The organism is Synergistaceae bacterium (assembly GCA_017540085.1).
GTDB lineage: Bacteria > Synergistota > Synergistia > Synergistales > Aminobacteriaceae > JAFUXM01.
This window is the reverse complement of record JAFYBQ010000033.1, coordinates 47,768-71,800: the sequence shown is the minus strand read 5'-3', so window position 1 is coordinate 71,800 and position 24,033 is coordinate 47,768. Positions and strand designations below refer to the sequence as shown.

39 protein-coding genes are annotated in these 24,033 nt (G+C 50.9%); all 39 read right to left on the bottom strand.

The annotated features are described in order from the left end of the window. Window positions 1-12 precede the first annotated feature (12 nt). Window positions 13-1,155, bottom strand: coding sequence for a DNA-directed RNA polymerase subunit alpha (locus IKQ95_08035; GenBank protein ID MBR4196643.1), 1,143 nt, complete (start codon window positions 1,153-1,155; stop codon window positions 13-15). Between the two features lie 23 nt (window positions 1,156-1,178). Then, a complete protein-coding gene (rpsK, locus tag IKQ95_08030; GenBank protein MBR4196642.1) occupies window positions 1,179-1,577 on the bottom strand; it encodes a 30S ribosomal protein S11 in 399 nt (132 codons plus the stop codon). Between the two features lie 18 nt (window positions 1,578-1,595). After that, entirely contained in the window at window positions 1,596-1,973 is a 378-nt protein-coding gene (rpsM, locus tag IKQ95_08025; protein MBR4196641.1) for a 30S ribosomal protein S13, read from the bottom strand. Window positions 1,974-1,977: 4 nt separating this feature from the next. Then, entirely contained in the window at window positions 1,978-2,103 is a 126-nt protein-coding gene (gene rpmJ / locus IKQ95_08020) for a 50S ribosomal protein L36 (protein ID MBR4196640.1), read from the bottom strand. Window positions 2,104-2,122: 19 nt separating this feature from the next. Further along, window positions 2,123-2,353, bottom strand: coding sequence for a translation initiation factor IF-1 (gene infA / locus IKQ95_08015; GenBank protein MBR4196639.1), 231 nt, complete (start codon window positions 2,351-2,353; stop codon window positions 2,123-2,125). Beyond that, window positions 2,343-2,606 carry a KOW domain-containing protein gene (locus IKQ95_08010; protein MBR4196638.1) on the bottom strand — a complete coding sequence of 88 codons (264 nt, stop codon included), beginning with the start codon at window positions 2,604-2,606 and terminating at the stop codon, window positions 2,343-2,345. Before IKQ95_08010 ends, infA begins: the two co-directional genes overlap by 11 nt. Beyond that, the gene (gene map, locus IKQ95_08005; GenBank protein ID MBR4196637.1) at window positions 2,588-3,367 is read right to left on the bottom strand and encodes a type I methionyl aminopeptidase; all 780 of its coding nucleotides are present in this window, start codon (window positions 3,365-3,367) and stop codon (window positions 2,588-2,590) included. Before map ends, IKQ95_08010 begins: the two co-directional genes overlap by 19 nt. Next, window positions 3,360-3,977 (bottom strand): adenylate kinase, encoded by a 618-nt coding sequence (locus tag IKQ95_08000; protein MBR4196636.1) that lies wholly within the window; start codon window positions 3,975-3,977, stop codon window positions 3,360-3,362. The genes map and IKQ95_08000 overlap by 8 nt, the downstream gene beginning before the upstream one ends. A 2-nt stretch (window positions 3,978-3,979) precedes the next feature. Further along, entirely contained in the window at window positions 3,980-5,281 is a 1,302-nt protein-coding gene (gene secY / locus IKQ95_07995; GenBank protein ID MBR4196635.1) for a preprotein translocase subunit SecY, read from the bottom strand. Further along, entirely contained in the window at window positions 5,281-5,727 is a 447-nt protein-coding gene (gene rplO / locus IKQ95_07990; protein ID MBR4196634.1) for a 50S ribosomal protein L15, read from the bottom strand. Before rplO ends, secY begins: the two co-directional genes overlap by 1 nt. Next, window positions 5,727-5,909, bottom strand: a complete 183-nt coding sequence (gene rpmD, locus IKQ95_07985) for a 50S ribosomal protein L30 (protein MBR4196633.1) — start codon at window positions 5,907-5,909, stop codon at window positions 5,727-5,729. The genes rplO and rpmD overlap by 1 nt, the downstream gene beginning before the upstream one ends. Continuing rightward, window positions 5,896-6,429: a 30S ribosomal protein S5 gene (gene rpsE, locus IKQ95_07980; protein MBR4196632.1), complete on the bottom strand. Its 534-nt coding sequence runs from the start codon at window positions 6,427-6,429 to the stop codon at window positions 5,896-5,898. The genes rpmD and rpsE overlap by 14 nt, the downstream gene beginning before the upstream one ends. Further along, on the bottom strand, window positions 6,429-6,794 hold the full coding sequence (locus IKQ95_07975) for a 50S ribosomal protein L18 (GenBank protein MBR4196631.1): 366 nt from the start codon (window positions 6,792-6,794) through the stop codon (window positions 6,429-6,431). The genes rpsE and IKQ95_07975 overlap by 1 nt, the downstream gene beginning before the upstream one ends. Window positions 6,795-6,800: 6 nt before the next feature. Beyond that, window positions 6,801-7,340: a 50S ribosomal protein L6 gene (gene rplF, locus IKQ95_07970; GenBank protein MBR4196630.1), complete on the bottom strand. Its 540-nt coding sequence runs from the start codon at window positions 7,338-7,340 to the stop codon at window positions 6,801-6,803. A gap of 12 nt (window positions 7,341-7,352) precedes the next feature. Next, the gene (gene rpsH, locus IKQ95_07965; protein MBR4196629.1) at window positions 7,353-7,757 is read right to left on the bottom strand and encodes a 30S ribosomal protein S8; all 405 of its coding nucleotides are present in this window, start codon (window positions 7,755-7,757) and stop codon (window positions 7,353-7,355) included. Window positions 7,758-7,773: 16 nt separating this feature from the next. Further along, the gene (locus IKQ95_07960; protein MBR4196628.1) at window positions 7,774-7,959 is read right to left on the bottom strand and encodes a type Z 30S ribosomal protein S14; all 186 of its coding nucleotides are present in this window, start codon (window positions 7,957-7,959) and stop codon (window positions 7,774-7,776) included. 8 nt (window positions 7,960-7,967) lie between these two features. Then, the gene (gene rplE / locus IKQ95_07955; GenBank protein MBR4196627.1) at window positions 7,968-8,525 is read right to left on the bottom strand and encodes a 50S ribosomal protein L5; all 558 of its coding nucleotides are present in this window, start codon (window positions 8,523-8,525) and stop codon (window positions 7,968-7,970) included. Window positions 8,526-8,528: 3 nt separating this feature from the next. Beyond that, window positions 8,529-8,858 (bottom strand): 50S ribosomal protein L24, encoded by a 330-nt coding sequence (gene rplX / locus IKQ95_07950; protein MBR4196626.1) that lies wholly within the window; start codon window positions 8,856-8,858, stop codon window positions 8,529-8,531. A gap of 13 nt (window positions 8,859-8,871) precedes the next feature. Beyond that, a complete protein-coding gene (gene rplN / locus IKQ95_07945) occupies window positions 8,872-9,240 on the bottom strand; it encodes a 50S ribosomal protein L14 (protein MBR4196625.1) in 369 nt (122 codons plus the stop codon). Continuing rightward, the gene (gene rpsQ / locus IKQ95_07940; protein MBR4196624.1) at window positions 9,241-9,528 is read right to left on the bottom strand and encodes a 30S ribosomal protein S17; all 288 of its coding nucleotides are present in this window, start codon (window positions 9,526-9,528) and stop codon (window positions 9,241-9,243) included. Then, window positions 9,518-9,751 (bottom strand): 50S ribosomal protein L29, encoded by a 234-nt coding sequence (gene rpmC, locus IKQ95_07935; GenBank protein MBR4196623.1) that lies wholly within the window; start codon window positions 9,749-9,751, stop codon window positions 9,518-9,520. Before rpmC ends, rpsQ begins: the two co-directional genes overlap by 11 nt. Window positions 9,752-9,755: 4 nt before the next feature. Continuing rightward, the gene (rplP, locus tag IKQ95_07930) at window positions 9,756-10,172 is read right to left on the bottom strand and encodes a 50S ribosomal protein L16 (GenBank protein ID MBR4196622.1); all 417 of its coding nucleotides are present in this window, start codon (window positions 10,170-10,172) and stop codon (window positions 9,756-9,758) included. Window positions 10,173-10,177: 5 nt separating this feature from the next. Beyond that, entirely contained in the window at window positions 10,178-10,861 is a 684-nt protein-coding gene (rpsC, locus tag IKQ95_07925; GenBank protein MBR4196621.1) for a 30S ribosomal protein S3, read from the bottom strand. A gap of 3 nt (window positions 10,862-10,864) precedes the next feature. Then, window positions 10,865-11,224: a 50S ribosomal protein L22 gene (gene rplV, locus IKQ95_07920; GenBank protein ID MBR4196620.1), complete on the bottom strand. Its 360-nt coding sequence runs from the start codon at window positions 11,222-11,224 to the stop codon at window positions 10,865-10,867. Window positions 11,225-11,233: 9 nt separating this feature from the next. Then, window positions 11,234-11,503, bottom strand: coding sequence for a 30S ribosomal protein S19 (rpsS, locus tag IKQ95_07915; GenBank protein ID MBR4196619.1), 270 nt, complete (start codon window positions 11,501-11,503; stop codon window positions 11,234-11,236). A 17-nt stretch (window positions 11,504-11,520) separates the two neighbouring features. Further along, window positions 11,521-12,348 carry a 50S ribosomal protein L2 gene (gene rplB / locus IKQ95_07910; GenBank protein MBR4196618.1) on the bottom strand — a complete coding sequence of 276 codons (828 nt, stop codon included), beginning with the start codon at window positions 12,346-12,348 and terminating at the stop codon, window positions 11,521-11,523. 18 nt (window positions 12,349-12,366) lie between these two features. After that, complete coding sequence (rplW, locus tag IKQ95_07905; GenBank protein ID MBR4196617.1) at window positions 12,367-12,663, bottom strand: 50S ribosomal protein L23; 297 nt, start codon at window positions 12,661-12,663, stop codon at window positions 12,367-12,369. After that, window positions 12,660-13,286, bottom strand: coding sequence for a 50S ribosomal protein L4 (rplD, locus tag IKQ95_07900; GenBank protein MBR4196616.1), 627 nt, complete (start codon window positions 13,284-13,286; stop codon window positions 12,660-12,662). The genes rplW and rplD overlap by 4 nt, the downstream gene beginning before the upstream one ends. 16 nt (window positions 13,287-13,302) lie before the next feature. Next, window positions 13,303-13,929 carry a 50S ribosomal protein L3 gene (rplC, locus tag IKQ95_07895; GenBank protein ID MBR4196615.1) on the bottom strand — a complete coding sequence of 209 codons (627 nt, stop codon included), beginning with the start codon at window positions 13,927-13,929 and terminating at the stop codon, window positions 13,303-13,305. A 20-nt stretch (window positions 13,930-13,949) separates the two neighbouring features. After that, the gene (gene rpsJ, locus IKQ95_07890) at window positions 13,950-14,255 is read right to left on the bottom strand and encodes a 30S ribosomal protein S10 (protein ID MBR4196614.1); all 306 of its coding nucleotides are present in this window, start codon (window positions 14,253-14,255) and stop codon (window positions 13,950-13,952) included. A gap of 6 nt (window positions 14,256-14,261) precedes the next feature. After that, window positions 14,262-15,464, bottom strand: coding sequence for an elongation factor Tu (gene tuf, locus IKQ95_07885; GenBank protein MBR4196613.1), 1,203 nt, complete (start codon window positions 15,462-15,464; stop codon window positions 14,262-14,264). 21 nt (window positions 15,465-15,485) lie between these two features. Then, window positions 15,486-17,549, bottom strand: coding sequence for an elongation factor G (gene fusA / locus IKQ95_07880; protein ID MBR4196612.1), 2,064 nt, complete (start codon window positions 17,547-17,549; stop codon window positions 15,486-15,488). Window positions 17,550-17,585: 36 nt separating this feature from the next. Beyond that, window positions 17,586-18,056 (bottom strand): 30S ribosomal protein S7, encoded by a 471-nt coding sequence (gene rpsG, locus IKQ95_07875; GenBank protein MBR4196611.1) that lies wholly within the window; start codon window positions 18,054-18,056, stop codon window positions 17,586-17,588. Window positions 18,057-18,072: 16 nt separating this feature from the next. Then, window positions 18,073-18,450, bottom strand: coding sequence for a 30S ribosomal protein S12 (gene rpsL, locus IKQ95_07870; protein MBR4196610.1), 378 nt, complete (start codon window positions 18,448-18,450; stop codon window positions 18,073-18,075). A gap of 158 nt (window positions 18,451-18,608) precedes the next feature. Then, window positions 18,609-22,013, bottom strand: coding sequence for an N-6 DNA methylase (locus IKQ95_07865; GenBank protein ID MBR4196609.1), 3,405 nt, complete (start codon window positions 22,011-22,013; stop codon window positions 18,609-18,611). A 21-nt stretch (window positions 22,014-22,034) separates the two neighbouring features. Then, complete coding sequence (locus tag IKQ95_07860) at window positions 22,035-22,403, bottom strand: cupin domain-containing protein (GenBank protein ID MBR4196608.1); 369 nt, start codon at window positions 22,401-22,403, stop codon at window positions 22,035-22,037. A gap of 15 nt (window positions 22,404-22,418) precedes the next feature. Beyond that, a complete protein-coding gene (locus tag IKQ95_07855) occupies window positions 22,419-23,228 on the bottom strand; it encodes a prepilin peptidase (GenBank protein MBR4196607.1) in 810 nt (269 codons plus the stop codon). Further along, window positions 23,225-23,635, bottom strand: a complete 411-nt coding sequence (locus IKQ95_07850; protein MBR4196606.1) for a hypothetical protein — start codon at window positions 23,633-23,635, stop codon at window positions 23,225-23,227. Before IKQ95_07850 ends, IKQ95_07855 begins: the two co-directional genes overlap by 4 nt. Window positions 23,636-23,652: 17 nt before the next feature. Continuing rightward, window positions 23,653-24,033, bottom strand: a complete 381-nt coding sequence (locus IKQ95_07845; protein ID MBR4196605.1) for a hypothetical protein — start codon at window positions 24,031-24,033, stop codon at window positions 23,653-23,655.

Genomic DNA, 24,033 nt, shown 5'->3' with positions numbered 1-24,033 from the left:
CGCACCTCCTTGTTATTCTTTTGTTTCTGACTCTGGCTCTGACTCTTCCGGCTCTGACTCCGGCTTGCTGTCAGCAGGTTCGTCCGCCTGATTTCCGGGCTGTGCCTCTTGCGGTTCTGCTGACGGTTTGAGCTTGTAGCCGAGCGCGGTAAGTCTTTCTTCAATTTCTTTGAGGGAGATTTTGCCGAGGTTGCGAATCTTCAGCAGCTCTTCTTTTGACCTCTGCAATAATTCTCCGACAGTCTGAATCCCTCCGCGCAGGAGACAATTTTCGCTCCTTATCGACAATTCAAGCTCGTGGATAGGGTGCGAGTAATGCTCCGTGTCCTCTGTCTCTGTATTGCTTGCGGGAGGCTCTTCCGTTTTGGGCGTGTCGTCAATGACAGCTTCATATTTCGGAATTTCGGCCTGCGGTGCTGACTCTACTGTGTTAGCGATATGCCCGAAGCAGTTTTCCGCGATCCTTGCGGCTTCTTTCACGGCTTCTTCAGGCGTTACGGCTCCGTTTGTCCACACCTCAATAATGAGTCTCTCGTAGTCTATGCTCTGTCCGACTCTTGCGGGCTGAATGGTGTAGTTCACGCGCTTGACGGGCGAGAATATAGCGTCAGCCAGCATTGCGTCAACGGGCAGCGGAGGATTCGCGGGTCTCTCACGCTCCGCCGAAAGGTAGCCGACTCCCTGCTCAACGTAAATTTCCATGAGTATATGCGATTTCGGCTCAAGTGTGCAGAGTATTCCGTCCCCGAAAAACTCGAAATCGTTATCCCACGGCATATCTTTTGCGGTTATGACTCCGGGATTCTCCTCCCTCGTGAAAAAGTCTTTGGGAAGGTCGTCCGAGTCTAGCGTGATAATCTTGTAGCCTTCAGGAATTGCGCCGTCTTTTGTGTTCCGTGCCTTTATGGGAATGTGCTTGAGGTTCATGAGAATCTCTATTACGTCCTCGCGGACTCCCTTTATTGTGCTGAACTCGTGCAAAATTCCGTCAATCCTGACAGCAGTAACGGCGGCTCCCCTTATGGACGACAGGAGAAGCCTCCGCAGTGCGTTTCCGAGGGTATCACCGTAACCGCGTTCGAGAGGCTCAATATATATCCTCCCGTAATCCTGTGATTTTTCCTCGATATAGACTTTAAACTTGGTACTCTCCAAATTTAACGCTCCTTGCTGGAAATTTAGACGCGCCTTCTCTTGGGCGGCCTGCACCCGTTGTGCGGAATGGGCGTAGCGTCCTTGATGACGTTGACCTGAAGTCCCGCGCTCTGTAATGCACGTATTGCGCTCTCACGTCCCGGCCACGGCCCTTTGACTACAACGTCAATTTCCGTAACTCCCTGATCCTGCGCTCCCTTTGCGACCTGCCCGGCTGCCATCTGAGCGGCGAAAGGTGTTGACTTCCTCGCGCCCTTGAAGCCTACGTTGCCGCCTGAAGCCCATGTGATTATGTTCCCGGCCTTGTCGCTTATGCACATAATTGTGTTGTTGAATGTCGAATAGATGTGCGCGACTCCGTAATTGATATTCTTCTTTTCGCGTCTCTTGCCTTTTCTGGCCTGAGCTGATTTTTTCGGCACTTTGTAATTACCTCCTGTTTACTTTGTGGCCATCTTCTTGTTGGCTACTGTCCTGCGCGGGCCCTTGCGTGTTCTTGCGTTGGTCTTTGTGCGCTGGCCTCTTACGGGGAGTCCGAGCTTGTGCCGCTGACCCCTGTAGCACCCAATATCGATGAGCCTCTTGATGTTCATTGACACCTCGCGCCTGAGATCGCCTTCAACCTTGTGATTGTCTTCAATCTCGCGGCGTAATTTCTGCGTGTCTTCCTCGCTGAGATCCTTAACCCTGATGTCGGGATTCACGCCTGTTGAGGCAAGAATCTTCTGCGATGTCTTGAGGCCGATCCCGAAAATGTATGTCAGCCCGATTTCGACTCTTTTGTCCCTCGGAAGGTCAACGCCTGCTATACGTGCCATGCTGTTACCTCCTTACGCCCTGACGCTGTTTGTGCCTGGGATTCCGTGAGCAGATTACGCGGACGACCCCGTGGCGGCGGATTACCCTGCAAAATTCGCAGATAGGCTTTACTGAAGGCCCTACTTTCATTTGTCTATCACCTTTTGGATTATTTGTACCGATAAATTATTCTGCCCCTTGTCAAATCGTAGGGGGAAATTTCAACAAGCACCTTATCACCCGGAAGTATCCTGATGAAGTGCATTCTCATTTTTCCGCTGACATGCGCCAGAACCTTATGCCCGTTTTCAAGCTCAACTCTGAACATTGCGTTGGGCAATGGCTCTGTGATTACGCCTTTTACCTCGATTACGTCCTCTTTGCCGGAGTTATTCGCCATCCGTTACGCTCCTGTGAAAATATCCCGCATTAATGTTGTTACCTGCCTTTATCTTTTCTGCTAAATTCTCTGCGATTCTTGACGTGCCTTGAAGGTGCTTGGGATTCTTTCTCTTGGGATTGCTGACGTTGAATCTTTCCGGCCGTATCAGCTTAATTCTTCCGTCAGATTCGAATCCTGCGACTACATACTCAAGCCCCGTATCTTTTCCGCGCCGTGAGATAACGATCTGCCCTACAGAAAACTCTGCCACGGTGTCAAAATCTCCGGCCCGTCGTCAAGAACAGCTATCGAGCGTTCAAAATGCGCTGCGTCAGACCCGTCGACTGTTGAAACTGTCCAGCCGTTGGAGCCTGTTTTCACTTTCTCGCGCCCGGACATAATCATAGGCTCAATCGCTATAGTCATGCCAGCTTTGAGCGTCATACCCTGCCCCGCCCGGCCGTAATTCGGGATCTGCGGTGCCTCGTGCATTTTCTGGCCGATTCCGTGTCCTGTGTAATCGCGGACGATCCCATAGCCTAACGGTTTAAGGTAACTTTCTACTGCGTTGCCAATGTCGCCTAGGGTATTTCCCGGCACTGCCTGAGCAATAGCCCTCTTCAATGACTCCTCCGTAACCTCAAGAAGTTTCCTGCGCTCCGGGCTTATTTCGCCTACTGGAAATGTGCAGGCCGCGTCCCCGCAGTAACCGTTCACATACGCGCCAACGTCCACGCTTATGATGTCGCCTTCCTGAAGTATTCTTCGGAAGCTCGGAATGCCATGCACGACTTCTTCATTGATTGACGCGCAAATAGTTCCGGGAAAAGGAGTCATGCTCGACATTGGGCGGTAATTCTTGAATGCCGGAATGCCGTTGTTCCTGCGTATATGCTCCTCGGCTAACTGGTCAAGCTCGCCCGTTGAGATTCCCGGACGCACAGCACCGCGCATGATTTCAAGCACTTCTGCCGTAACGCGCCCGGCGATTCTCATGAGCTTTAATTCTTCGGGAGTCTTCAGCTTAATCATGTTCGAGCGTCTCGACAACCCGCGCAAAAACTTCCTCAGGCATTCCCGTAGCATCAATCTCAATCAGCAGACCCCGCGCCCTGTAAAACTCTACAAGTGCTTCTGTCTGTTCATGGTAAACTCTCAGGCGTTCGCGGATTGTTGCCTCGTTGTCATCATCGCGCCTGTAAAGCTCGCCACCGCAGGCCGGGCATTTGTCATGTTCGTGAATGTTCGTAACGTTCCCGCATTCTTTGCACACTGCACGGCTTGTGAGTCTCTTCACGATTGCCTCATCAGAAACTTTGAACATGATTACGCCGTCAAGTTTCGTCTGAGTTTCGAGAAATTCTGCCTGAGCCACTGTGCGGGGGAATCCGTCAAGCATGAATCCTTCGCCGGGCTTGAACTCCGCGAGCTTCCCGCCTACCATCTTCATGACGATTTCGTCCGGGACTAGCTGCCCTGCGTCCATAAACTTCTTGGCCTCAAGTCCGAGCGGCGTATTGTCTTTGAGATTCTGACGGAAAATATCACCCGTTGAGATGTGCGCTAAGTTGTGGCGTTCTTTGAGGAAAACGGCCTGAGTACCCTTTCCGGCCCCAGGCGCGCCTAACAATACAAGCCTCATGATTAACCCCTCAGAAAGCCTTTGCGGCCGCCGCCGGATTTCTTGAGTATTCCGTCATAATGCCGCATGAGCAATTGAGCCTCAATCTGATTCACCGTGTCCATCGCAACGCCCACAACGATTAACACCGCCGTTCCTCCGAAGTAGAAGCTGTTGATGTTGAGTACTGACGACATTACGTTAGGGATTAAGGCGATTACCGCGAGGAAGACAGCACCGCCGAGAGTGATACGCTCCATAACCCGCGTGATGTAGTCTGAAGTCGGCTGACCCGGACGAATGCCGAGAATGAATCCGCCGTATTTCTTCATGTTGTTTGCGATGTCTGTTGGATTGAAGACAACCGCCGTGTAGAAGTACGAGAAGAAAATAATCAGAGCCACATAGCACAGAATATAGAAAAAGCTGTTGGGCGTGAACAATGCGCTGATGAATCTTCCTGTCGCGCTCTCACTGAAATAATTTGCGATCGTATAGGGGAAAATCAGCAATGAGCTTGCGAAAATTATCGGGATAACTCCTGACTGATTCACTTTCAGCGGGATAAATGTACTCTGACCGCCGTAAATCTTGTTACCCACGACTCTTTTTGCGTACTGAACGGGGAGTCTCCGCTGTCCTTCCTGCAGCAAGATACAGCCCGCGACAACGATAACCATCAACACGATTCCGACAAGGAGACCGATAACGCTCATCGAACCGAGTCTGACCATATTCCACGTCTGAAGGATAGCCTCCGGGATTCTTGCGACGATACCCGCGAAAATGAGCAGTGATATTCCGTTGCCGATTCCGTGATCTGTCAGCTCCTCGCCGAGCCACATAACCGCAACCGATCCCGCAACAAGCGTGATGATGACTAGCAGCCAATCGAGGAATCCTCCCTGCATAATTCCGAGACTCCCTAACCATGCTGTCATTCCGATAGCCTGAACGACCGCGAAAACTACAGCACCGTAGCGAGTCCACTGCGTAATCTTCTTGTGGCCGTCAGTCGAGTCCTTCTGCAATTTCTCTAAGTACGGGAAAATTACAACAAGGAGCTGCATTACGATGCTTGAGTTGATATACGGAGCGACACCGAGCGAGAATATACCGAAACGGCTCAAAGCTCCCCCCGAAAACAGGTTGAGGAAGTCCATAACTCCCCCGCCTGTGCTGAAGAGGCTTGCGAGCGCGGCACGGTCAACGCCGGGGCTTGGGATGTATGCGCCGAGCCTGAAAATGAACAGAATGAAGAGGGTGAAGAATATTCTGCGCTTCAGATCCGGCAGCCTGAAAATATCACCCAATGACCCGAACATTAGACTACCTCATGAGTCCCGCCGGCTGACTCTATTTTCTTCAAAGCACCCGCGCTGAATGCTCCGGCCTTAATCTTGAGGGCTTTCGTTAATTCACCGTCAGCAAGAACCTTCACGGGGATTCCCTTCTTGCGGATAATCCTCGCGGCGTACATTGCTTCAGCGTCAACTTCTGCGCCCGCGTCAAATTTTTTCTCTAATGCGTCAAGGTTGACTACCTGAAAGACTTTCGCGAATCTTGCGTTGTTGAATCCGCGCTTGGGAGTCCTTCTTGTGATGGGCATCTGTCCTCCCTCGAAGCCCGGCTTAACTCCGCCGCCTGTCCTGGCCTTGTCGCCCTTGTTGCCTTTTCCGGAAGTTTTGCCCGTTCCGCTCCCGATACCCTGACCGAGTCTCTTGGCCCTATGGGTTGAACCTTTAGCGGGGTGCAAATCCTGTAACGTTATCATTCGACAACCTCCCATTTCACGAGGTGGCGCACGTGTTCAATCATTCCGCGAATCTGCGGCGTGTCGTCATGCTCTACTTCTGAGTTCAGCTTGCGGAATCCGAGAGCCTTTATTGTGCGCTTCTGCCTTTCGGGGAATCCTATTGCGCTTTTGACCCACTTAGCCTTAATTTTCGCCATGTGAATCACCTTCCGCTTCTGCGCTGTCATCCCCTGCAAGCCCTCTGAGCTTCATTATCTCGGACTCTGTGCGTGTTATCCTTATGGCCTCAAGTGTTGCGTGTGCTACGTTGATTGCGTTTGACGTTCTTCCCGTAACTTTCGTAACAACGTCCTTCACTCCGCCAAGCTCCATAATCGCCCGGACGACTCCGCCCGCAATGACTCCCGTACCTTCAGGGCATGGCTTGAGGAGAACTCTTGCCGCTCCGAACTCGCCGACAACGGGATGAGGAATCGTATTTCCCGCGTGTTTTACGGAGACCATATTCTTTTTGGCCTTCTCGATTCCTTTGCGGACAGCCTCGGCGATCTCCTTAGCTTTTCCGATTCCTGTGCCGACCTGCGATGAGCCGTCCCCGACAACTACGAGAACCGCGAAACGGAATCTTTTTCCGCCCTTTACGACTTTGCTGACGCGGTTAATCGCTACTACACGTTCCTGAAGCTCTGCTGCCTCTGTCTCATTTCTTCTGGGCATCAGAATACAAGCCCTCCTTCTCTGGCAGCCTCAGCCACCGCCATAACTTTACCGATATAGGCATGTCCGCCCCTGTCGAACACAACATTGCTGATACCTTTTGCCTTTGCGCGCTCGGCGATTGCTTTGCCGATAACTTTTGCGGCTTCAACGTTGCAGTGTCCTTTGAGTTCGGGCTGTAATGACTTGTCGAGGGTTGACGCTGATACGAGCGTGTGTCCTTTGTCGTCATCGATAACCTGAACGTAAATATTCTTGAGGCTTCTGAAAACGCAAAGGCGCGGCTTTTCTGCTGTGCCTGCGAGCGTCCTGCGTAATCTCTCATGCCTTAATACGCGCATGTCATTTCTGCTTCTCTTCTTCATGATGATTTATTTCGCCCCAGTCTTGCCGGCCTTGCGGAGGATATATTCATTCTCGAACTTGATTCCCTTTCCGTGATAAGGCTCCGGCGGTCTGAATTTCTTTATCAGGGCGCATGTCTGGCCAACTAATTCCTTGTCGATTCCCTTCACATGGAACTTGATGGGATTTTCTACTACGATTTCGATTCCTTCAGGGGGCGTGAACTCTATCGGGTGTGAATATCCGAGATTAAGCACTAACTTTTTGCCCTGAAGCGCGGCTCTCCAGCCTACCCCAACGATCTCCATTGTCTTTGAGAAACCAGCCGTAACGCCCGTAACCATGTTCGCGATTAATGCGCGTGTCATTCCGTGCCAGGCTCTCGTCTGCTTCTCCTCGTTTGAGCGCGAGACCTTCACGAGTCCGCCGTCAACATCAACAGCGATTCCGGGCATCAACTGCGCGTGAAGCTCGCCTTTCGGGCCTTTCACTACAATGTCAGTGCCTTTGACTTCAACGCTTGCGCCTTTTGCGATTTCTACTGCCTTGCGTCCGATACGAGACATGATTTATCCTCCTTACCAGACATAGCAGAGGACTTCCCCGCCGAGACCTAATTTTCCGGCCTCCGTGCTGGTCTTGAGTCCTTTTGACGTTGAGAGAATCGCGAGGCCGAGTCCGCCCATTACGACGGGTATCTTGTCGCGGCCTACATAGATTCTTCTTCCGGGCTTGCTGATTCTGCGGAGTCCCTGAATGACTCTCTCCTTGCTGCTGCCGTATGACAGGTAGATTCTTATCTCTGCGTACGGTTTTGCGGGGTCAGTAATCATTCTGAAATTCCTGATATAGCCCTCGTCCTTTAAGATTCTGGCTAATGCTAACTTCATTTTGCTTGAAGGAACGTCAACGCTTTCGGCATAGGTCAAATTTGCGTTGCGAATCCTCGTAAGCATGTCTGCAACCGGGTCATTAACGTACAATTTCAACCCGCCCCCTTTACCAGCTTGATTTGACGACTCCGGGGAACAGTCCCTCGCGAGCCATCTTCCTGAAGCAGCAGCGGCACATGTCGAACATACGGATATAGCCGTGAATCCTTCCGCATAACGGGCAGCGGTTGTGCTGTCTTGTGCTGAATTTCGGGGGGAGCTTTGCCTTCAACTTTAATGCTTTTCTTGCCATTTTGTTATTTATGCCCCCTGATTTCCTGTCCTGAACGGCATTCCGAGTCCCTTTAACAGCGCAAATGCTTCTTCATCCGTCTTTGCTGTCGTTACAATTGAGACATTCATACCGCGTGAACGTATTACTTTGTCATAGCTTATCTCAGGGAAGATTAACTGTTCGCGTAATCCCAAGTTGAAATTTCCGCGCCCGTCGAATCCTTTGCGTGAAATTCCCTGAAAGTCTTTGATGCTCGGCAGTGCTAACGATATAAGCCTGTCGAGAAATTCCCACATCTTTGCGCCCCTGAGAGTTACACAGCAGGCAACCGGCATATTCTGACGCACTTTGAATCCTGCGATTGATTTCTTTGCGCGTTTCAGCAAGGGCTGCTGACCTGTTATCGCTCTGAGTTCCGCTATTGCCGCGTCCATGAATTTGATGTCGAGCTTTGCATCGCCGACTCCGATATTCACGACAACTTTCTCGATTTTGGGCATCTGCATAACGTTCTTGTACCCAAATTCACGGAGCATTGCGGGCGCGACTTCATTCTTGTACTTCTCAAGCATTCTCGGTGTCATGGCTTAAAGTCCTCCGCGATCGATAATTTCTCCGCACTTTTTGCAGACGCGGACTTTCTTGCCGTTCTCAAGGAATGACGCTCCGACTCTTGTTGCTTTTCCGCACTGAGGGCAGACAAGCATAACTTTGCTGGCATAAATCGGAGCTTCCTGCTTGATGATGCCGGACTGCGGGTTGTTCTGGCTGGGTCTGACATGGCGCGACACCATATTTACGCCCTCGACAACTACAAGATCTCTTTCGGGAATCCTGCGTATGATTTTGCCTTCTTTCCCCTTGTCCTTGCCGGTGATAACTTTCACACGGTCATTCTTCTTCAGTCTTACTGTCATTTTCTGAGTCTCCCTATACTACTTCAGGAGCGAGGGACAATATACGCATGTACTTTTTCGCTCTCAGTTCACGACCGACAGGCCCGAAGATACGAGTCCCGCGGGGTTCGCCGTTAGCGTCAATCAATACTGCTGCATTGTCGTCAAAGCGCACGTAAGTCCCATCTCTGCGCCGGACTTCTTTCTTTGTCCGAACGATTACGGCCTTAACTACGCTTCCTTTCGCTATGTTGCTGTTCGGAATGGCTTCACGGACTGACGCGACAATGACATCGCCGATCGTCCCGTAACGCCGTTTGCTTCCGCCCATAACCTGAATGCAGAATAACTTTCTTGCTCCCGAATTATCAGCGACATTCAGGACACTCGTAAGCTGTATCATTTATTCCTGAACCTCCTCTGATTCTTCCGCCTCACTGCCGAATACAGGAGCCTTCCTCATTACCTCGACAAGCTCCCAGCGTTTTGTCTTGCTGAGGGGTCTTGTCTCGCGGATTCTCACTTCATCGCCCATCCCGCAGACGTTCTCCGCGTCATGAGCGACATATTTCTTTGCGCGCTTGATTCTCTTTCCATAAAGCGGGTGTTCCGCCATTCTCTCAACACGGACGATGATTGTCTTGTCCATCTTGTTGCTGACGACTATACCCGTTCTTACTTTACTCGGCATTGTCGGCTTCCTTTTCTGGCTTACTTGCTGCCTTCTCGCCTGCTATAGTCATGAGCCTTGCGATTGTCTTCCTGACTTCGCGTATACGGCTTGTGTTCTTGAGGTGTCCTACAGCATTCTGAAAACGCAGGTTGAATAATTCTGTCTTGTACTCCTTGATTTTTCCGGCTATCTCTTCGCCCGTTAATTCTCTGAGCTTTTCCGGCTTTACGCTCGCGTCCATCAGGCTAATCACTCCCTCCGCTGCGTACAAAGCGAACCTTCAGGGGCAGTTTGTGGCTTGCTGTCCTGAAAGCCTCCTGCGCTACGTCCTCAGTAATCCCGGAGAACTCGAACAGAACGCGGCCTCTCTTCACTGCTGCAACCCAGTATTCGGGCGCGCCTTTTCCTTTACCCATACGAGTCTCAAGAGGCTTCTTTGTGTACGGTCTGTCGGGGAAAACGCGAATCCAGATTTTTCCGCCCTTCTTCATTTTGCGGGAGATCGCGACACGTGCCGCCTCAATCTGACGCGCTGAGAGCCATACATTTTCGAGAGCCTGAATCCCGTAATCACCGAACGCTATTGTTGTGCCGCCCTTTGAGATTCCTCTGAGCGGGGATCTGTGGGACTTGCGGTATTTCACACGGCTGGGCATTAACATTGTGATTACGCCCCCTTATTTGCCGGCCTGTTACGCGCCGGGCGTGCCGGAGCTGCTGCCTTCTCGTTTTTGCGGTCGCGGTAAATCCACACTTTGCACCCTATAACGCCGTACATTGTTACAGCCTCTGAGAATCCGTAATCAATATCAGCCTTAATTGTTGACAGAGGCAACTGTCCCTCGTTGTACCATTCTGTACGGGCGATTTCTGCACCGCCGAGTCTCCCTGCAACCTGTGCTTTGATTCCCTTAACGCCTGCTTTTGTTGCGCGGAAAATTGCCTGCTTCATTGCCCTGCGGAATGATACCCTGCGTTCGAGCGAGCTTGCGATTCCTTCTGCTACTAACTGTGCTTCAACGTCAGGATTCTTTATCTCGTGGACGTTCACCATGACTTTGCCGCCTGTGATGGCCTGAAGCTCATTCTTGATGTTCTGAATCTCATTGCCGCCCTTGCCGATGACGACTCCCGGCCTAGCCGTGTGAATCGTGAAGCGCACAACAGGCCCGACGCGCTCAATCTCAATGCGTGAAATTCCTGCGCCTTCCCATTTCTTCATGATGTACTTGCGGAGCTTTATATCCTCATGAAGTTTCTTCGCGTAATTCTTCTTGTCGGCGTACCATCTCGACTGGCATTCGGTCGATACTCCGAGACGGTAGCCGATTGGGTGTACTTTCTGTCCCATTCTCTATTTTGCCTCCTGCTGACGTTCGCAGAGTTTCACCGTTATGTGCGTTAATTTGTGGACGTAGGGATGAGCGCGGCCCATTGATACGGGTCTGAATCTCTTCATTACCGACCCCTGATCCGCAAATGCCTCGTGAACATACAGCTTGTCCATGTCCATGCCGTAATTGTGTTCTGCGTTCGCCATTGCGCTGTTCAGAACCTTGAGGATTATCCCTGCGGCTCTCTTGTCGCTGAATTTCAGTATTACCTGTGCGCGTTCGGCTGATTTTCCGCGTATCAGCGCAAGAACCTGACGGACTTTGTACGGTGATATTCTGGCGTTTTTCGTCTTTGCTACTGCTGTCTTAATGTCTGCCATTGTTCACACCTACTTCTTTTTGTCCTGGCCTGCGTGATGCCCGAATCTTCTTGTCGGAGCGAACTCGCCCAGCTTATGCCCCACCATGTTCTCGCTGATGTAAACAGGAAGGTGCATTTTCCCGTTATGCACAGCGATTGTGTGTCCTATCATCTGAGGCACTATCATTGAACGCCTTGACCATGTTTTGATTACTTTCTTTGCGCCGGAGACGTTCATAGCTTCGATTCTGTCGAGGAGCCTCTGTTCAACAAAAGGCCCTTTCTTACTTGAGCGCATTTATTTTTCAGCTCCTTCTACTTGTCATAACGCCTGCGGATAATAAGCCTGTCTGACGGCTTGCGCTTGCGTGTCCTGTAACCCTTCGCGGGAGTCCCCCAAGGTGATACGGGGTGCTTGTTGGATTTCGATTTTCCTTCACCGCCGCCCATCGGGTGATCTACGGGGTTCATTACCATACCTCTTACTGACGGCCTGCGACCCTTCCAGCGGGTTTTTCCGGCTTTGCCCCACGAAATATTGTCGTAGTCTTCATTACCGACCTGCCCGACCGTAGCCATGCACTCAAGAAGCACTAAGCGTAATTCACTGCTCGGCATTCTGATATAGGCGTATTTGCCCTCTTTCGACATGAGCTGTGCGGAAGTTCCTGCTGCCCTCACGAGTTTTGCGCCGTTTCCGGGCTGAAGCTCGATGTTGTGAATGAAAGTGCCTACAGGAATGTCCTTGAGCTTCAACGCATTTCCGGGGGTAATGTCGCTCTCAGGGCCTGAGAAAATCACATCGCCGACATTGAGGTCTTTCGGCATGATGATATAGCGTTTCTCACCGTCAGCATAATGTACCAGTCCGATTCTTGCGTTGCGGTTAGGGTCATATTCGATCGTTGCAACTTTTCCGGGAATGCCGATTTTGTCGCGCTTGAAATCTATTATGCGGTAAGCTCTCCTGCTGCCCCCTCCGATATGGCGCATGGTGATTCGGCCTGTGTTGTTTCTGCCTCCATGCTTGCGGAGATGGACGACTAACGAGCGTTCCGGCTTGTCTGCCGTAATGTCCTCGCGCCCCTGAATCGACATGTGGCGGCGGGCGGCTGTATACGGCTTAAACTGTTTGATTGACATGTTCCGTTTTCTCCTACTTTATATCGATGCACCCTCGAAGAACTCTATGTGCTGATCCGGCTTGAGGGCAACGATAGCTTTCTTCCATGAGCGCGTGTAGCCTACTGCCCTTCCGCGCCTGCGGATTTTGCCCTTCACGTTGATTGTGTTCACTCCGTCTACTTTCACATTGAAGACTTCCTCAACGGCATTGCGAATCTGAATCTTGTTCGCGCTCTTGTGAACCTCAAACGTGTATTTGTTCATCGCCATCAGTGAGCTTGATTTCTCCGTGATTACAGGGCGTATGATTATGTCGTGAGCGGTCAGATTCATCTTGAATAAACCTCCTCAATTTTCGCTACAGCTTCGGGAGTAACAATCAGATTCTTTGCGTTCAGAATGTCATAAACGTTAATGCTTGCGACGTTGATGCACTTTGCGCCGGGAAGATTCCTCACCGAGCGGACTACATTCACGCCGTTGTTATGATAGATGACTAACGTTTTTCCGAATCCGAGTGCGTCAAAAAGATTCTTCACGGCCTTTGTAGAGGGCTTCTCGATTGCGTCAAAACCTTTCACGACAGCCATCAACTCTTCGCGTACCTTGTCGGACAAAACGCTTCTCAGCGCAAGACGCATAACCTTCTTGTTGACTTTCTGATGATAGTCCCTAGGGTGCGGGCCATGTGCTACACCGCCGTGTACCCAAATCGGCGAGCGTGTACTACCCTGACGCGCCCGGCCTGTGTGCTTCTGTCTCCAAGGCTTTTTGCCTCCGCCGGAAACATCGCCGCGTGTCTTTGTGCTGTGAGTACCCTGACGGCAATTCGCAAGGTGAGCCACAACTACCTGATGAATCGCGGGCATATGCACAGGAACGTCAAACACTGCTGACGAAAGCTCCATTTCCCCGGCCCTGTCGCCGCTGAACTCATATACTTTTACGAAAGGCATAGTATCTTTTTCCCCCTTATGCTTTCTTGTAGAGGGCAAGCAGGCTGTTTTTCGCGCCCGGTACTGCACCTTTTACGAGAAGTAAATTGTTCTCAGCGTCTACGGCCATGACTGTGAGATTCTTCACGGTTACTTTGTCGCTTCCCATGTGGCCGGGCATCCTCTTGCCGGGAAACACTCTGCCGGGATACGAAATTGCACCGCTTGAGCCTCCGTGCCTGTGTTCGACTGACGTACCATGACTGAACTGCTGACCCCCGAAATGATGACGCTTGATTACGCCCGCGAAACCTTTACCCTTTGAGATGCCTTTGACGTTTATTTTCTCGCCCGCCTCAAAGAGATCCGCTTTCAGTTCCTGGCCGACTTCATAGCCTTTCACATCATCAAGACGAAATTCCCGAAGTGTTTTCTTGGGTTCAAGTTTCAGTTTCTCGAACATGACCCTCTGCGCTTTGGACAGCTTCGCAGCCTTCACAGCCCCGAAACCGAGAAGAACGGCGGAATATCCGTTCTGTTCAGGGGTTCTCAGAGCGACAACAGAACACGGCCCGGCAAGGACGACCGTAACAGCTACGGCCTGTCCCTCTGAGTCATAAATCTGTGTCATTCCGAGTTTTTTCCCCAGAATCCCAATTGACATAATTTATATGCTCCTTACGCCTAAAATTTTATCTGAATGTCCACGCCTGACGCTAAATTAAGCTGCATAAGCGCGTCCATTGTCCTCTGTGTCGGTTCGATTATGTCTATAAGCCTCTTGTGAGTCCTCATCTCGAACTGCTCGCGGGCATCTTTGTCCTTGTGGGGGGATTTCAGGATCGTAATCCGTCCCACCTCTGTAGGAAGCGGAATCGGCCCTGAAACCCTCGCCCCTGTTGACTGCGCCGTCTCTGCAATTTGTGCCGCCGAGATGTCTAAGACCCTGTGATCAAATGACTTCAGACGTATGCGGATTTTGCGTGCCATGATGATTTACTCGATTATCTGGGTTACGACTCCCGCGCCTACTGTGTGTCCGCCCTCGCGAACTGCGAAGCGGAGTCCCTCTTCCATCGCTATAGGCACAATCAGCTCAACCTCGAATGTTGCGTTGTCGCCGGGCATTACCATTTCGACACCCTCAGGAAGTTTGATGTTGCCGGTAACGTCTGTTGTCCTGAAGTAGAACTGAGGCTTGTAGCCCGCAAAGAACGGTGTATGACGGCCGCCTTCCTCTTTCTTCAGTACGTAAACTTCGCCCTTGAATTTCGTATGAGGAGTAACGGTGCCGGGCTTGGCAAGAACCTGTCCGCGCTGGACTTCGTTCTTGTCGATGCCGCGTAACAATACGCCTACGTTGTCTCCTGCCTCTGCGCTGTCAAGAATCTTCCTGAACATTTCGAGTGATGTTGCGACTGTCTTCTGAGTGTCTCTGCTCATTCCGACGATTTCAACAGCCTCGCCCGCATTGATTACGCCGCGCTCGACTCTTCCTGTAACAACCGTGCCGCGTCCTGAAATGGTGAAAACGTCCTCAATCGGCATAAGATAGGGCTTGTCGATTTCGCGAACGGGGTCGGGAATGTAGTTGTCGCAAGCGTCCATAAGATCGAATATCGGCTTGCAGATGGGATCGTCCTTCTTGCCCGTGCCTTTTTCGAGGACTTCAAGCGCAGAGCCGCGAATAATCGGGATGTCATCGCCGGGGAACTCGTACTTGTTGAGAAGCTCGCGGACTTCCATCTCTACGAGGTCAAGAAGTTCGGGGTCGTCAACCTGGTCTGTCTTGTTCATGAAGACGACAAGCGCGGGAACGTTGACCTGACGCGCAAGAAGTACATGCTCACGAGTCTGAGGCATAGGGCCGTCAGCCGCTGAAACTACGAGGATTGCGCCGTCCATCTGTGCGGCTCCCGTAATCATGTTCTTGATGTAGTCAGCGTGCCCGGGGCAGTCGATGTGCGCGTAGTGCCTCTTCGGTGTCTGATACTCAACGTGCGCGATGTTGATTGTGATTCCGCGCTCTCTCTCTTCGGGGGCTTTGTCGATCATGTCATACGCTGTGAACTCCGCGAAATTCTCAGTGGCAAGGCATTTTGTGATTGCCGCCGTGAGTGTCGTTTTGCCGTGGTCGATATGCCCGATTGTACCGATATTCAAATGAGGCTTGGTGCGCTCAAACTTTTCTTTTGCCATTTTTATTAACTCCTTACTTTGTTAAATTCTTCCCTGCAAAATCTTTTCGCTGACTTCTGCGGGAGTCTGCTCGTAATGGTCAAATTCCATTGAGTAATTTGCCCGTCCTGAAGTCTTGCTCCTCAAGTCCGTTGCGTAACCGAACATTCCTACAAGCGGGACAAAGGCTTTCACCTCGCGGGCGTTGGCTTTCATTTCCATTCCGTCAATGCGTCCGCGCCTCGATGACAGGTCGCCGATTACGTCCCCTAAGTATTCTTCCGGCGTTGTTACTTCAACTTTCATCACCGGCTCCATGAGTACGGGGTCAGCCTTCTTCATGGCCTCTTTGAATCCCATTGACGCGGCAATCTTGAACGCCATCTCCGAGCTGTCAACCTCGTGATAACTTCCGTCAACAAGCGCAACTTTCACGCCTATTACGGGGTAGCCTCCGAGAACGCCCGACTGCACAGCCTCTTCGAGTCCTTTCTCTACAGCGGCGATAAATTCTTTCGGGATCGCTCCGCCGACAATCTTATCCTCAAACTCGAACTTTCCGCCTTCAATCGGTTCAATCTCAAACACTACATGACCGTACTGGCCGCGACCGCCTGACTGACGTATATACTTGCCTTCAGCCCGCGCCGGTTTCCTGATTGCCTCGCGGTAGGAGACCTGCGGATTTCCGACTTTCACGTCAACGCCAAACTCACGCTTGAGCCTGTCAACAATAATCTCAAGGTGCAATTCTCCCATGCCTGATATTACCGTCTGGCCGCTTTCCTCGTCATTATGGACTCTGAATGTCGGATCCTCATCCGCAAGAGCGTTGAGTCCTTTCGACAGCTTCACTTTGTCCTGCTGAGTCGCGGGTTCAACTGCCAGAGATATAACCGGCTCAGGAAATTCGAGACTCTCAAGCACAATCGGCTTTGACTCGTCGCAAAGCGTGTCGCCTGTCCTTGTGGCCTTCAGTGATGGCACTGCTACAATCATTCCGGCTTCCATTGAATCGATGTCCTCGCGCTTGTTTGAGTGCATTCTCATTATGCGCCCGATTCGCTCTTTCTGCCTCGATGTAGGATTGTACAACGCCCCGCCCTTGTCCATTTTCCCCGAATAAACACGGAGGAAATATATTTTTCCCAAGAACGGATCTACAGCCACCTTGAACGCTAACGCCGAAAACGGCTCGTCAACACTGCTGTGTCTCTCAACAACTTTTTCCGGGTCAGTCGGCAAAAATCCTTTCACCGCAGGAAGGTCAACAGGACTCGGCAGATATTCCACAACCGCGTCAAGCAGAGGCTCTACGCACTTGTTCTTGAACGCCGAACCGCACAATACCGGGACTGCCTTCAGGCTGATTACGGCCTCGCGCATAGTCTTGCGGATTAATTCCGGGCTTACGGGTTTTCCCTCAAGATAGAGCATCATTATGTCATCGCTGAAATCCGAAAGGGATTCCACTATCTTGTCTCTTCCCTCTTTGGCCGCCATCGCCAGCTCCGGGGGAATTGTTCCCTCTCTCGGAGGCTGTCCCAGAACGCCGGGGAAGTAATACGCTTTCTGCTCTATGAGGTCAACAACGCCCTGAAAATCGTCCTCCGCGCCTATCGGTAACTGTATCGGGATTGCGTTTGCCCCTAACTTTTCGCGCATGGCCTTCACTACTGACGGGAAATCAGCGCCGATTCTGTCCATTTTATTGACGAATGCCACTCTCGGAACATCGTATTTGTCCGCCTGCCGCCATACTGTTTCGGACTGAGGCTCTACACCTCCTACCGCGCAGAACACCGCCACGACTCCGTCAAGTACGCGCAATGACCGCTCTACTTCCGCTGTAAAATCCACGTGGCCTGGCGTATCAATAAGATTGATAGTATGACCCTTCCACGCACATGTAGTAGCTGCTGAGGTTATTGTTATTCCCCTCTCGCGCTCCTGCTCCATCCAGTCCATTGTCGCGTTGCCTTCATGAACTTCTCCGACCTTGTAATTACTCCCCGTGTAATAGAGGATTCTCTCGCTGGTCGTAGTTTTTCCGGCATCGATATGGGCTGCTATTCCTATGTTTCTTACCTTGCTAATATCCTGCAAAAACTAACACCTGCACAAATAAATTTTTCTTTCAGACTACCAGCGGTAATGTGCAAATGCCCGGTTAGCTTCCGCCATTCTGTGTGTGTCATCACGGCGCTTGATTGAAGCTCCCTCGTTCTTGTATGCATCCATCAACTCACGCATGAGCCTTTCACCCATAGGCATTCCCTTTTTGGCACGGGCATATGAGACTATCCAGCGTATAGAGAGCTGGACTCCGCGCTCCGGCGTAACTTCAACGGGAACCTGATACGTTGCGCCACCTACACGGCGGGGACGTACTTCAATGTTCGGCGTAACGTTTGCCATTGCCTTCTCGAAAACCTCAAAGGGTTCAACGCCTAACTTTTCCGCAGCTCCTTCAAGTGCGCCGTAAAATATTCTCTCGGCTGTGCTGCGTTTTCCTCCCATCATCAATGCGCTGATAAACCTTCCCGCCGCGGCGTTATGGAATCTCACATCGGGCTGAGGCTCGCGCTTCTTGATATGTCCTTTTCTCGGCATGATTCAGAAATCCTCCCTAATTGGCTTTCGGCCTGCGTGCGCCATACTTTGAGCGGCTTCTCTTGCGGTTCTCAACGCCTCCGCAGTCAAGCGTACCCCTGATTATATGGTAACGGACGCCGGGCAAGTCCTTAACCCTTCCGCCCCTCACAAGGACTACTGAGTGTTCCTGTAAGTTATGGCCGATTCCGGGAATATATGACGTTACTTCGATGCCGTTTGTGAGTCTCACACGCGCAACTTTCCGCAACGCTGAATTGGGCTTCTTAGGGGTTATCGTGTACACTCTGGTGCAGACTCCCCTGCGGGCCGGATTCCCCTGCAATGCCGGAGAATTGCTCTTGCTCTTCTTTTCCTCGCGGCCTAACCGCACTAACTGATTAATTGTCGGCACAAGTCTCCGCTGTCAAAATTATTCCTGTAACTTTTCGGGCTGAAATTCACCGCCCTATTGACAGCAGATTTCCCCTCCTTCCTGAAATTTTGTCTGTGGAAAAACAGCCTGACAATCTTAGCAAATACAAGCCGTTAATGTCAATTCCCTGCTGTGAATTATTCTGACTGCGTTATGAGATTCATTGCTGCGTTTTCGTCATGTTCTACAGCGAGTTCAACGGATTTTACTGCAAGGGCTATGAGGCGTTCGGATTCTTTTCTGAGGGCGAAAGAGTCGCGGACATGTTCGGAGATTGACTGCTGAGTCTGTGAGTCGAATATTGGAATAACGGTGCGGGCAATGTCGCCGGGCTTCCAGTGTTTTATGATTGCTCCATTGGAATCGCGTTCGGCCTGCAAGCGCACAGCCTCTGAATTAAGCACAAGCGCAAGATAATCCGGCATGACTTCAGAGTCAGTAACACGCAAATGAAGCAACGCCCCCGATGTTACAGCCTCCATATCAGAGTCAACTTTGTACGCAATTCCTATAGTGCCGTCCTTCGACAACAAGATAGTATCTTTCTTCGGGTAAAGTTTCTCATTCTCAGATGTCCAAGGGATTCGTATTGCCGGAGGTGTTATGCCTGTCTCTGTGATGTCGCTGACACGGATAAAGGGTATTCCTTCTGTGCTGTAACATTCGCTGCCGGGTTCGATGGATTTCGTGATAGTTACGATTTCGCCGAGACGTTTTGCCGGGAGGGTCTCAAGGTGCGCTAAGAGTTCGTCATATTTGGGCATGAAGTATTCCGCGTCCATACGTCCTGCGCTGAAGACCTGCGAGAATGATACGGCAGTGATATTTGAGTCTGAATGCGCCGAGGGGGTGAAGTGTATTGCGTCATTGAGGATTGATTGTGCGCGGGCGTAGAGGGATTCGGAGTCGGCTATTGCGGTCATGGCCTGACGGGTTATTGATTCTATGAGCGAGTCAAATTCGTCGGACATTTTCGGGACTCGTATATCGTCAAATTCAAGTAATGCTATTTCGGGGCGCGTGGCCTTTACTCCCCTCCTGCGTAACTGTGAATAGCCGTAATTACAATTCAGAAACGCCGAGACAAAATAGGGATTATATTCATCTTTAAGCCGTATCATAGCAACATGTGAACTCATATTAGCTTCTTGTATATCGTCAGGCGTAACAGCACTTTTTCCGAAATATACACCCGTTTTTGTAACTAATACATCTCGCGGACGTGTTGCAGATTTTCGCAAGGTTTCATGTTTTTCCAGCGTTATGTAGCGTATTTTGCTTTTGTCTATATATCCCGTCTGTACAGTCTCACTCAAAAGATACGGAATGCCATCATCAAAATATTCTGGTGAATCGTGATCGCCGTCCGTAATTATTTGAGACATATTGCCAAGAGTTTCTGACTTCCTGCAAGCCTGAACTTTGCAAGCCGCATACACATAGCCTTTTGCGTAATATTCTGCACCAAGCGTAAAATAATTCTCAAGCCTGCTCAACATCACTTCACTCACTTCAAGCCCGCTCACTAATTCCCCGTAACGTTCCTCAGAGAAGCGGGCATCACCGAAAAAACTTAATCCCTCCCTTTTCGCAAACTCTATGAACGCCTCCGCTATTCCGTCCTGAGTCAAGCCCTCGTGATTATACAGATCATGATCAACAACCGGGTGATTATGCGCGTCCCTCAGTATATGCCCGTCTGAGTCCCTTACGTAAATTTTCCCGCCGGAATTGTCCTTCCCCGGCTTCCTCATTGTCGCGAAAAACACCGGGTAATCTTCACGGTGCGGGCATAAATCATCATCCCATTTCTGCACGAACAGCACAGAAGTCTTTGTGCCTGTGTGAGGCTTGAAGACGTTTTCATGAAGCCCGATTACCGCCAGAATCCTGCACTCCCTCGCAATGAAGCTCCGAATGTATTTGTCGCTCGAATTGTTGAAGCGTCCCTGCGGGAGTACTATTGCCATTCTTCCGCCGGGTTTCAGGAAATGAATATTGCGCTCAATGAATAATATATCCCGTCCGATTCTCTGCGCGTATTTGCCTTTTGCGTCTCTTGCGAGTTCATAGCGGGATATGATTTTGCCCTCTTTGATGTCGCCCGCAAAAGGAGGGTTAGCCATGACAATATCAAACGCAAAATTGCCGTAATCCTCTTCAGTGCCGCAGAAATCCGTAAACCTGAGCCAGCCTTCACTGTAGATTTTCTGCCATGCCCGCGGCTTTATTGTCTCCTCCCAGCGTCCGTAATCCAGCGTGTTAAGGTGAAGTACATTTGTCCGCCCGTCTCCGGCTATAAGGTTAAGCGTACGAGCGACTCTCACGGCTTTTTCGTCAAAGTCAATGGCAAAAACTTTATCCTTCACGTACTCTTGACACTCCGGGGGCTTTTCTTCCGCTGTGAACAAATGACTCTGTTCGATTCCCTTTTCGGCAAGAATATTTTTCCACACGTGAAATATTGTGTGAACGGGGAATCCGCATGAGCCTGCCGCGGTGTCAATCATTGACTCGTTCTTTTTGGGATTGAGCATTCTCACGCACATATCGATAACATAACGCGGGGTGAAAAACTGCCCTTTCTCGCCCTTGCTTGACTTGCTCATGAGGTACTCGAATGCGTCATCAATGACATCAAGATTAGAGTTGAAGAGCTTGACGCTTTGCAGAGCCGAGACACAAACGGACAAATGCGAGGGGGTCAATGATATTGTGTCGTTGTCGTTGAAGACTCCCGGCCATTTCCGCATAGCCTGCTTGAAGAGTGCCTGAATGTTTGCTTTGAGGTCAGAGTCTGTGTCGCCGTAATTCCTGAACTCAAGAATACGCGACTTGTCCCGCCCGCTTTGCATTTCGTCAAAAAGTTTCGTGTATATCAGCTTGAACACTTCCTCGAAAACATCGACTCCGGCGTTGGCTAATACCTCGTCTTCCATTTCCTGAATCAGCCCGGTCAATGATTTATGGCCGTCCCTGAGCCTGTCTTTTGCTTCAAGGTCTGAGATTGTCCAGCGTTCCCGGAGAATGTCGCGGAGTTTCTGCTTTGCTTTGGGTATGTCGGGTATGTTCTCGAAATAATTTGGGTCTTTGCGGTGATAGTATGCGAAATCCTGCCCGTTAGTCCAGACTCCCATTATTGCGCCTGAAGCATTGCAGTATGATTTGAGCTGTGCTTTTCCGTCGCGTGAGTTTGGCTTCTTGACCTCGACAATGATATATTCCGAGTTCGGGTGATCCTTCTCGAATATCACAATGTCAGCGCGCTTGATTTCACGCCCGAAATTTATTCCGTGTTCAAGCCTGATATTTTCCGGGTCATATCCATACTCATGAATCAGCCTGTAAATGTATAGCTGTCTGACGGCTTCTTCCGGGTTCAGGCGTATTTCCTTTTTGCGGATTATGCACTTGATGAAGGGGATAATTTTCCCGCGCTGTTCTTTCGTGTAAATCATGGACTCGACCGCGTGAACTGTTCCGGGTGTGAAGGCCGAGTCATCATGCGTTGAGTTCCTGAATAACTCTGAAAGCGAATACATATTATTTTCTGCTTGCCCGTCCTAATTCAGATAGCCCGGCTTGTTGTAGATAAGCGCAATAAATTCAAGCTCATCATCAGAATTATTCTCCAGTGAATGCCACTGACCCACGCGAATCACGCACACCTGCCCCGCGTGAACATGAGTCCGCCTCTTGTCGTTTTCCGAGTCTCCCTCGATGAAGTCGCCCTCACCGCGCAGAATGTAGTACGGCTCTGTGTCGTTGACATGCTGATGCCATCCCACGCAAGACCCCGGCGCAAGCACTATCCGCGCATAGAGTCTCCCGTGTCCGTTAAGCTCCTCCGGCGGCACTATCACATAGCGCATTGCCTTCCCTTTTCCGCCCGCTAAATTCTCAGCCTCTACTCCTGTTACATCACGAATCATTTTTTGACCTCCTCATTAATTTACAGCCGCAAACGGCCATGATACCGAAAATATTTCCGGCGACAACATACGCCCGCCAAGATACGCGAAAATCTCCGGGCCGAATATCATCGTCAGAAAGCAGCCTATTGACAGAAACGGCACTAACGGAATCGACTCTCCCCTTCCCCAGTGAAGACGGCCGATTATCATCATCAGTATCACCCAGAAGCCCCCGGACATTATTCCCGCGTAGAACGCAAAGAGCGTGAACTTCAAGCCCATAGCCGCACCGATCCCGGCCATGAATACAGCATCGCCCCAGCCCATTCCGCCGCGTGAAAGCACGATTATCACCGCAAAGACCGCCCAGCCCGAAACAGCCCCCGCGAGTCCGTCAAGCACCGCCGGAAATCCTCCCGCAATCCTCAGCAATAGGCACACAATCCCGGGCGCAACCGCGAAAACGTCAAAGACATCTCCCGACTCGTAGTCCGTCAGAGAGTTCAAGACAAGCCCGCAAGTCCCAATTCCCGCAATCAGTGCCGCCCATGTCAGCCGCCAGCGGTATATTATTGTTACGGCAAGAGCCGCGCAGATTACTTCAACGATGATATAACGCGCAGAAATTTTCGCCCCGCAGTGTCGGCACCTTCCCCGCTGTATGAGCCATGATATTACCGGGACAAGCTCAATCACCCCTAGCACATGGCCGCATGACTCGCAGGCTGAACGCTCATTCCCCCGCCATGAACGCCCCTGAATGCTTCTGTGCGCGACTACGTTCAGGAACGAGCCGAGACACGCTCCGAGAATCCCCGCGATGATTAGAGTCTGAGTCATCATTTCCGCTTCTGGGTGTCGTAAACATAGTGCCGACCGTCATTCTTCTTGTTCTGACTGTCCCGGGCGTAAAGGACTCCGCCGTATGTATTGATGTTGCGTTTGAGTTTCTCGGCCTCCGCGTTAATCGCCTCCGCTAATTTCTGCCGTGAGCCTTTCTTTTCGCGGCTGTAGGTCTGCAAGTCCCGCTCAATATATCCCAGGTCAACGAGAGCCTGAATATCAACAGGGCTTATCTCCATATCATCGGCGAGAGTCTCAAGGTCAAAATCCTTGTCCTGATTGTCGCGCATATACTCGTGAACGCGCCCGTATATTTCCTCAAGCCTGCGTATACAGTTCCCGCAGACACGCTGACCCTCAAAGCCGTTATAGATTCTCCGGCATAATCTGCACTCTGTTAATGGCATTCTTTATCCCCTCCGTGTTATTTTTTCCTCTTGCGCCTGTTTTTATAACGCTGGTAAACTCCGCCGTATGTAGTCGCCTTGTGATGTTCGACCATTTTCGCAAGCTCCTCGGCAAATTCCTTCGCTAACTTTCTGCGCTCTGTTACTGTGTCGGTGTAGGTCTGAATATCGCGCTCCATCCAGCCAAGCTCAAGAATTATCTCCATTTCGGCGGGAGTTGTCTTTGTTGCTTCCATTATCTTGGCGGGGTCGATGTCTTTTGTTTCGCGTATGTAGTTGTGGATTCGGGCATAAGTTCCTTCAAGCCTCATGCGGCAGTCGTGGCATATTTCTGTCGTGCCTATGAAGGTTTCATCATCATAAAGCGATTTGCAGACTTTGCATTCTCTGAGCGACAT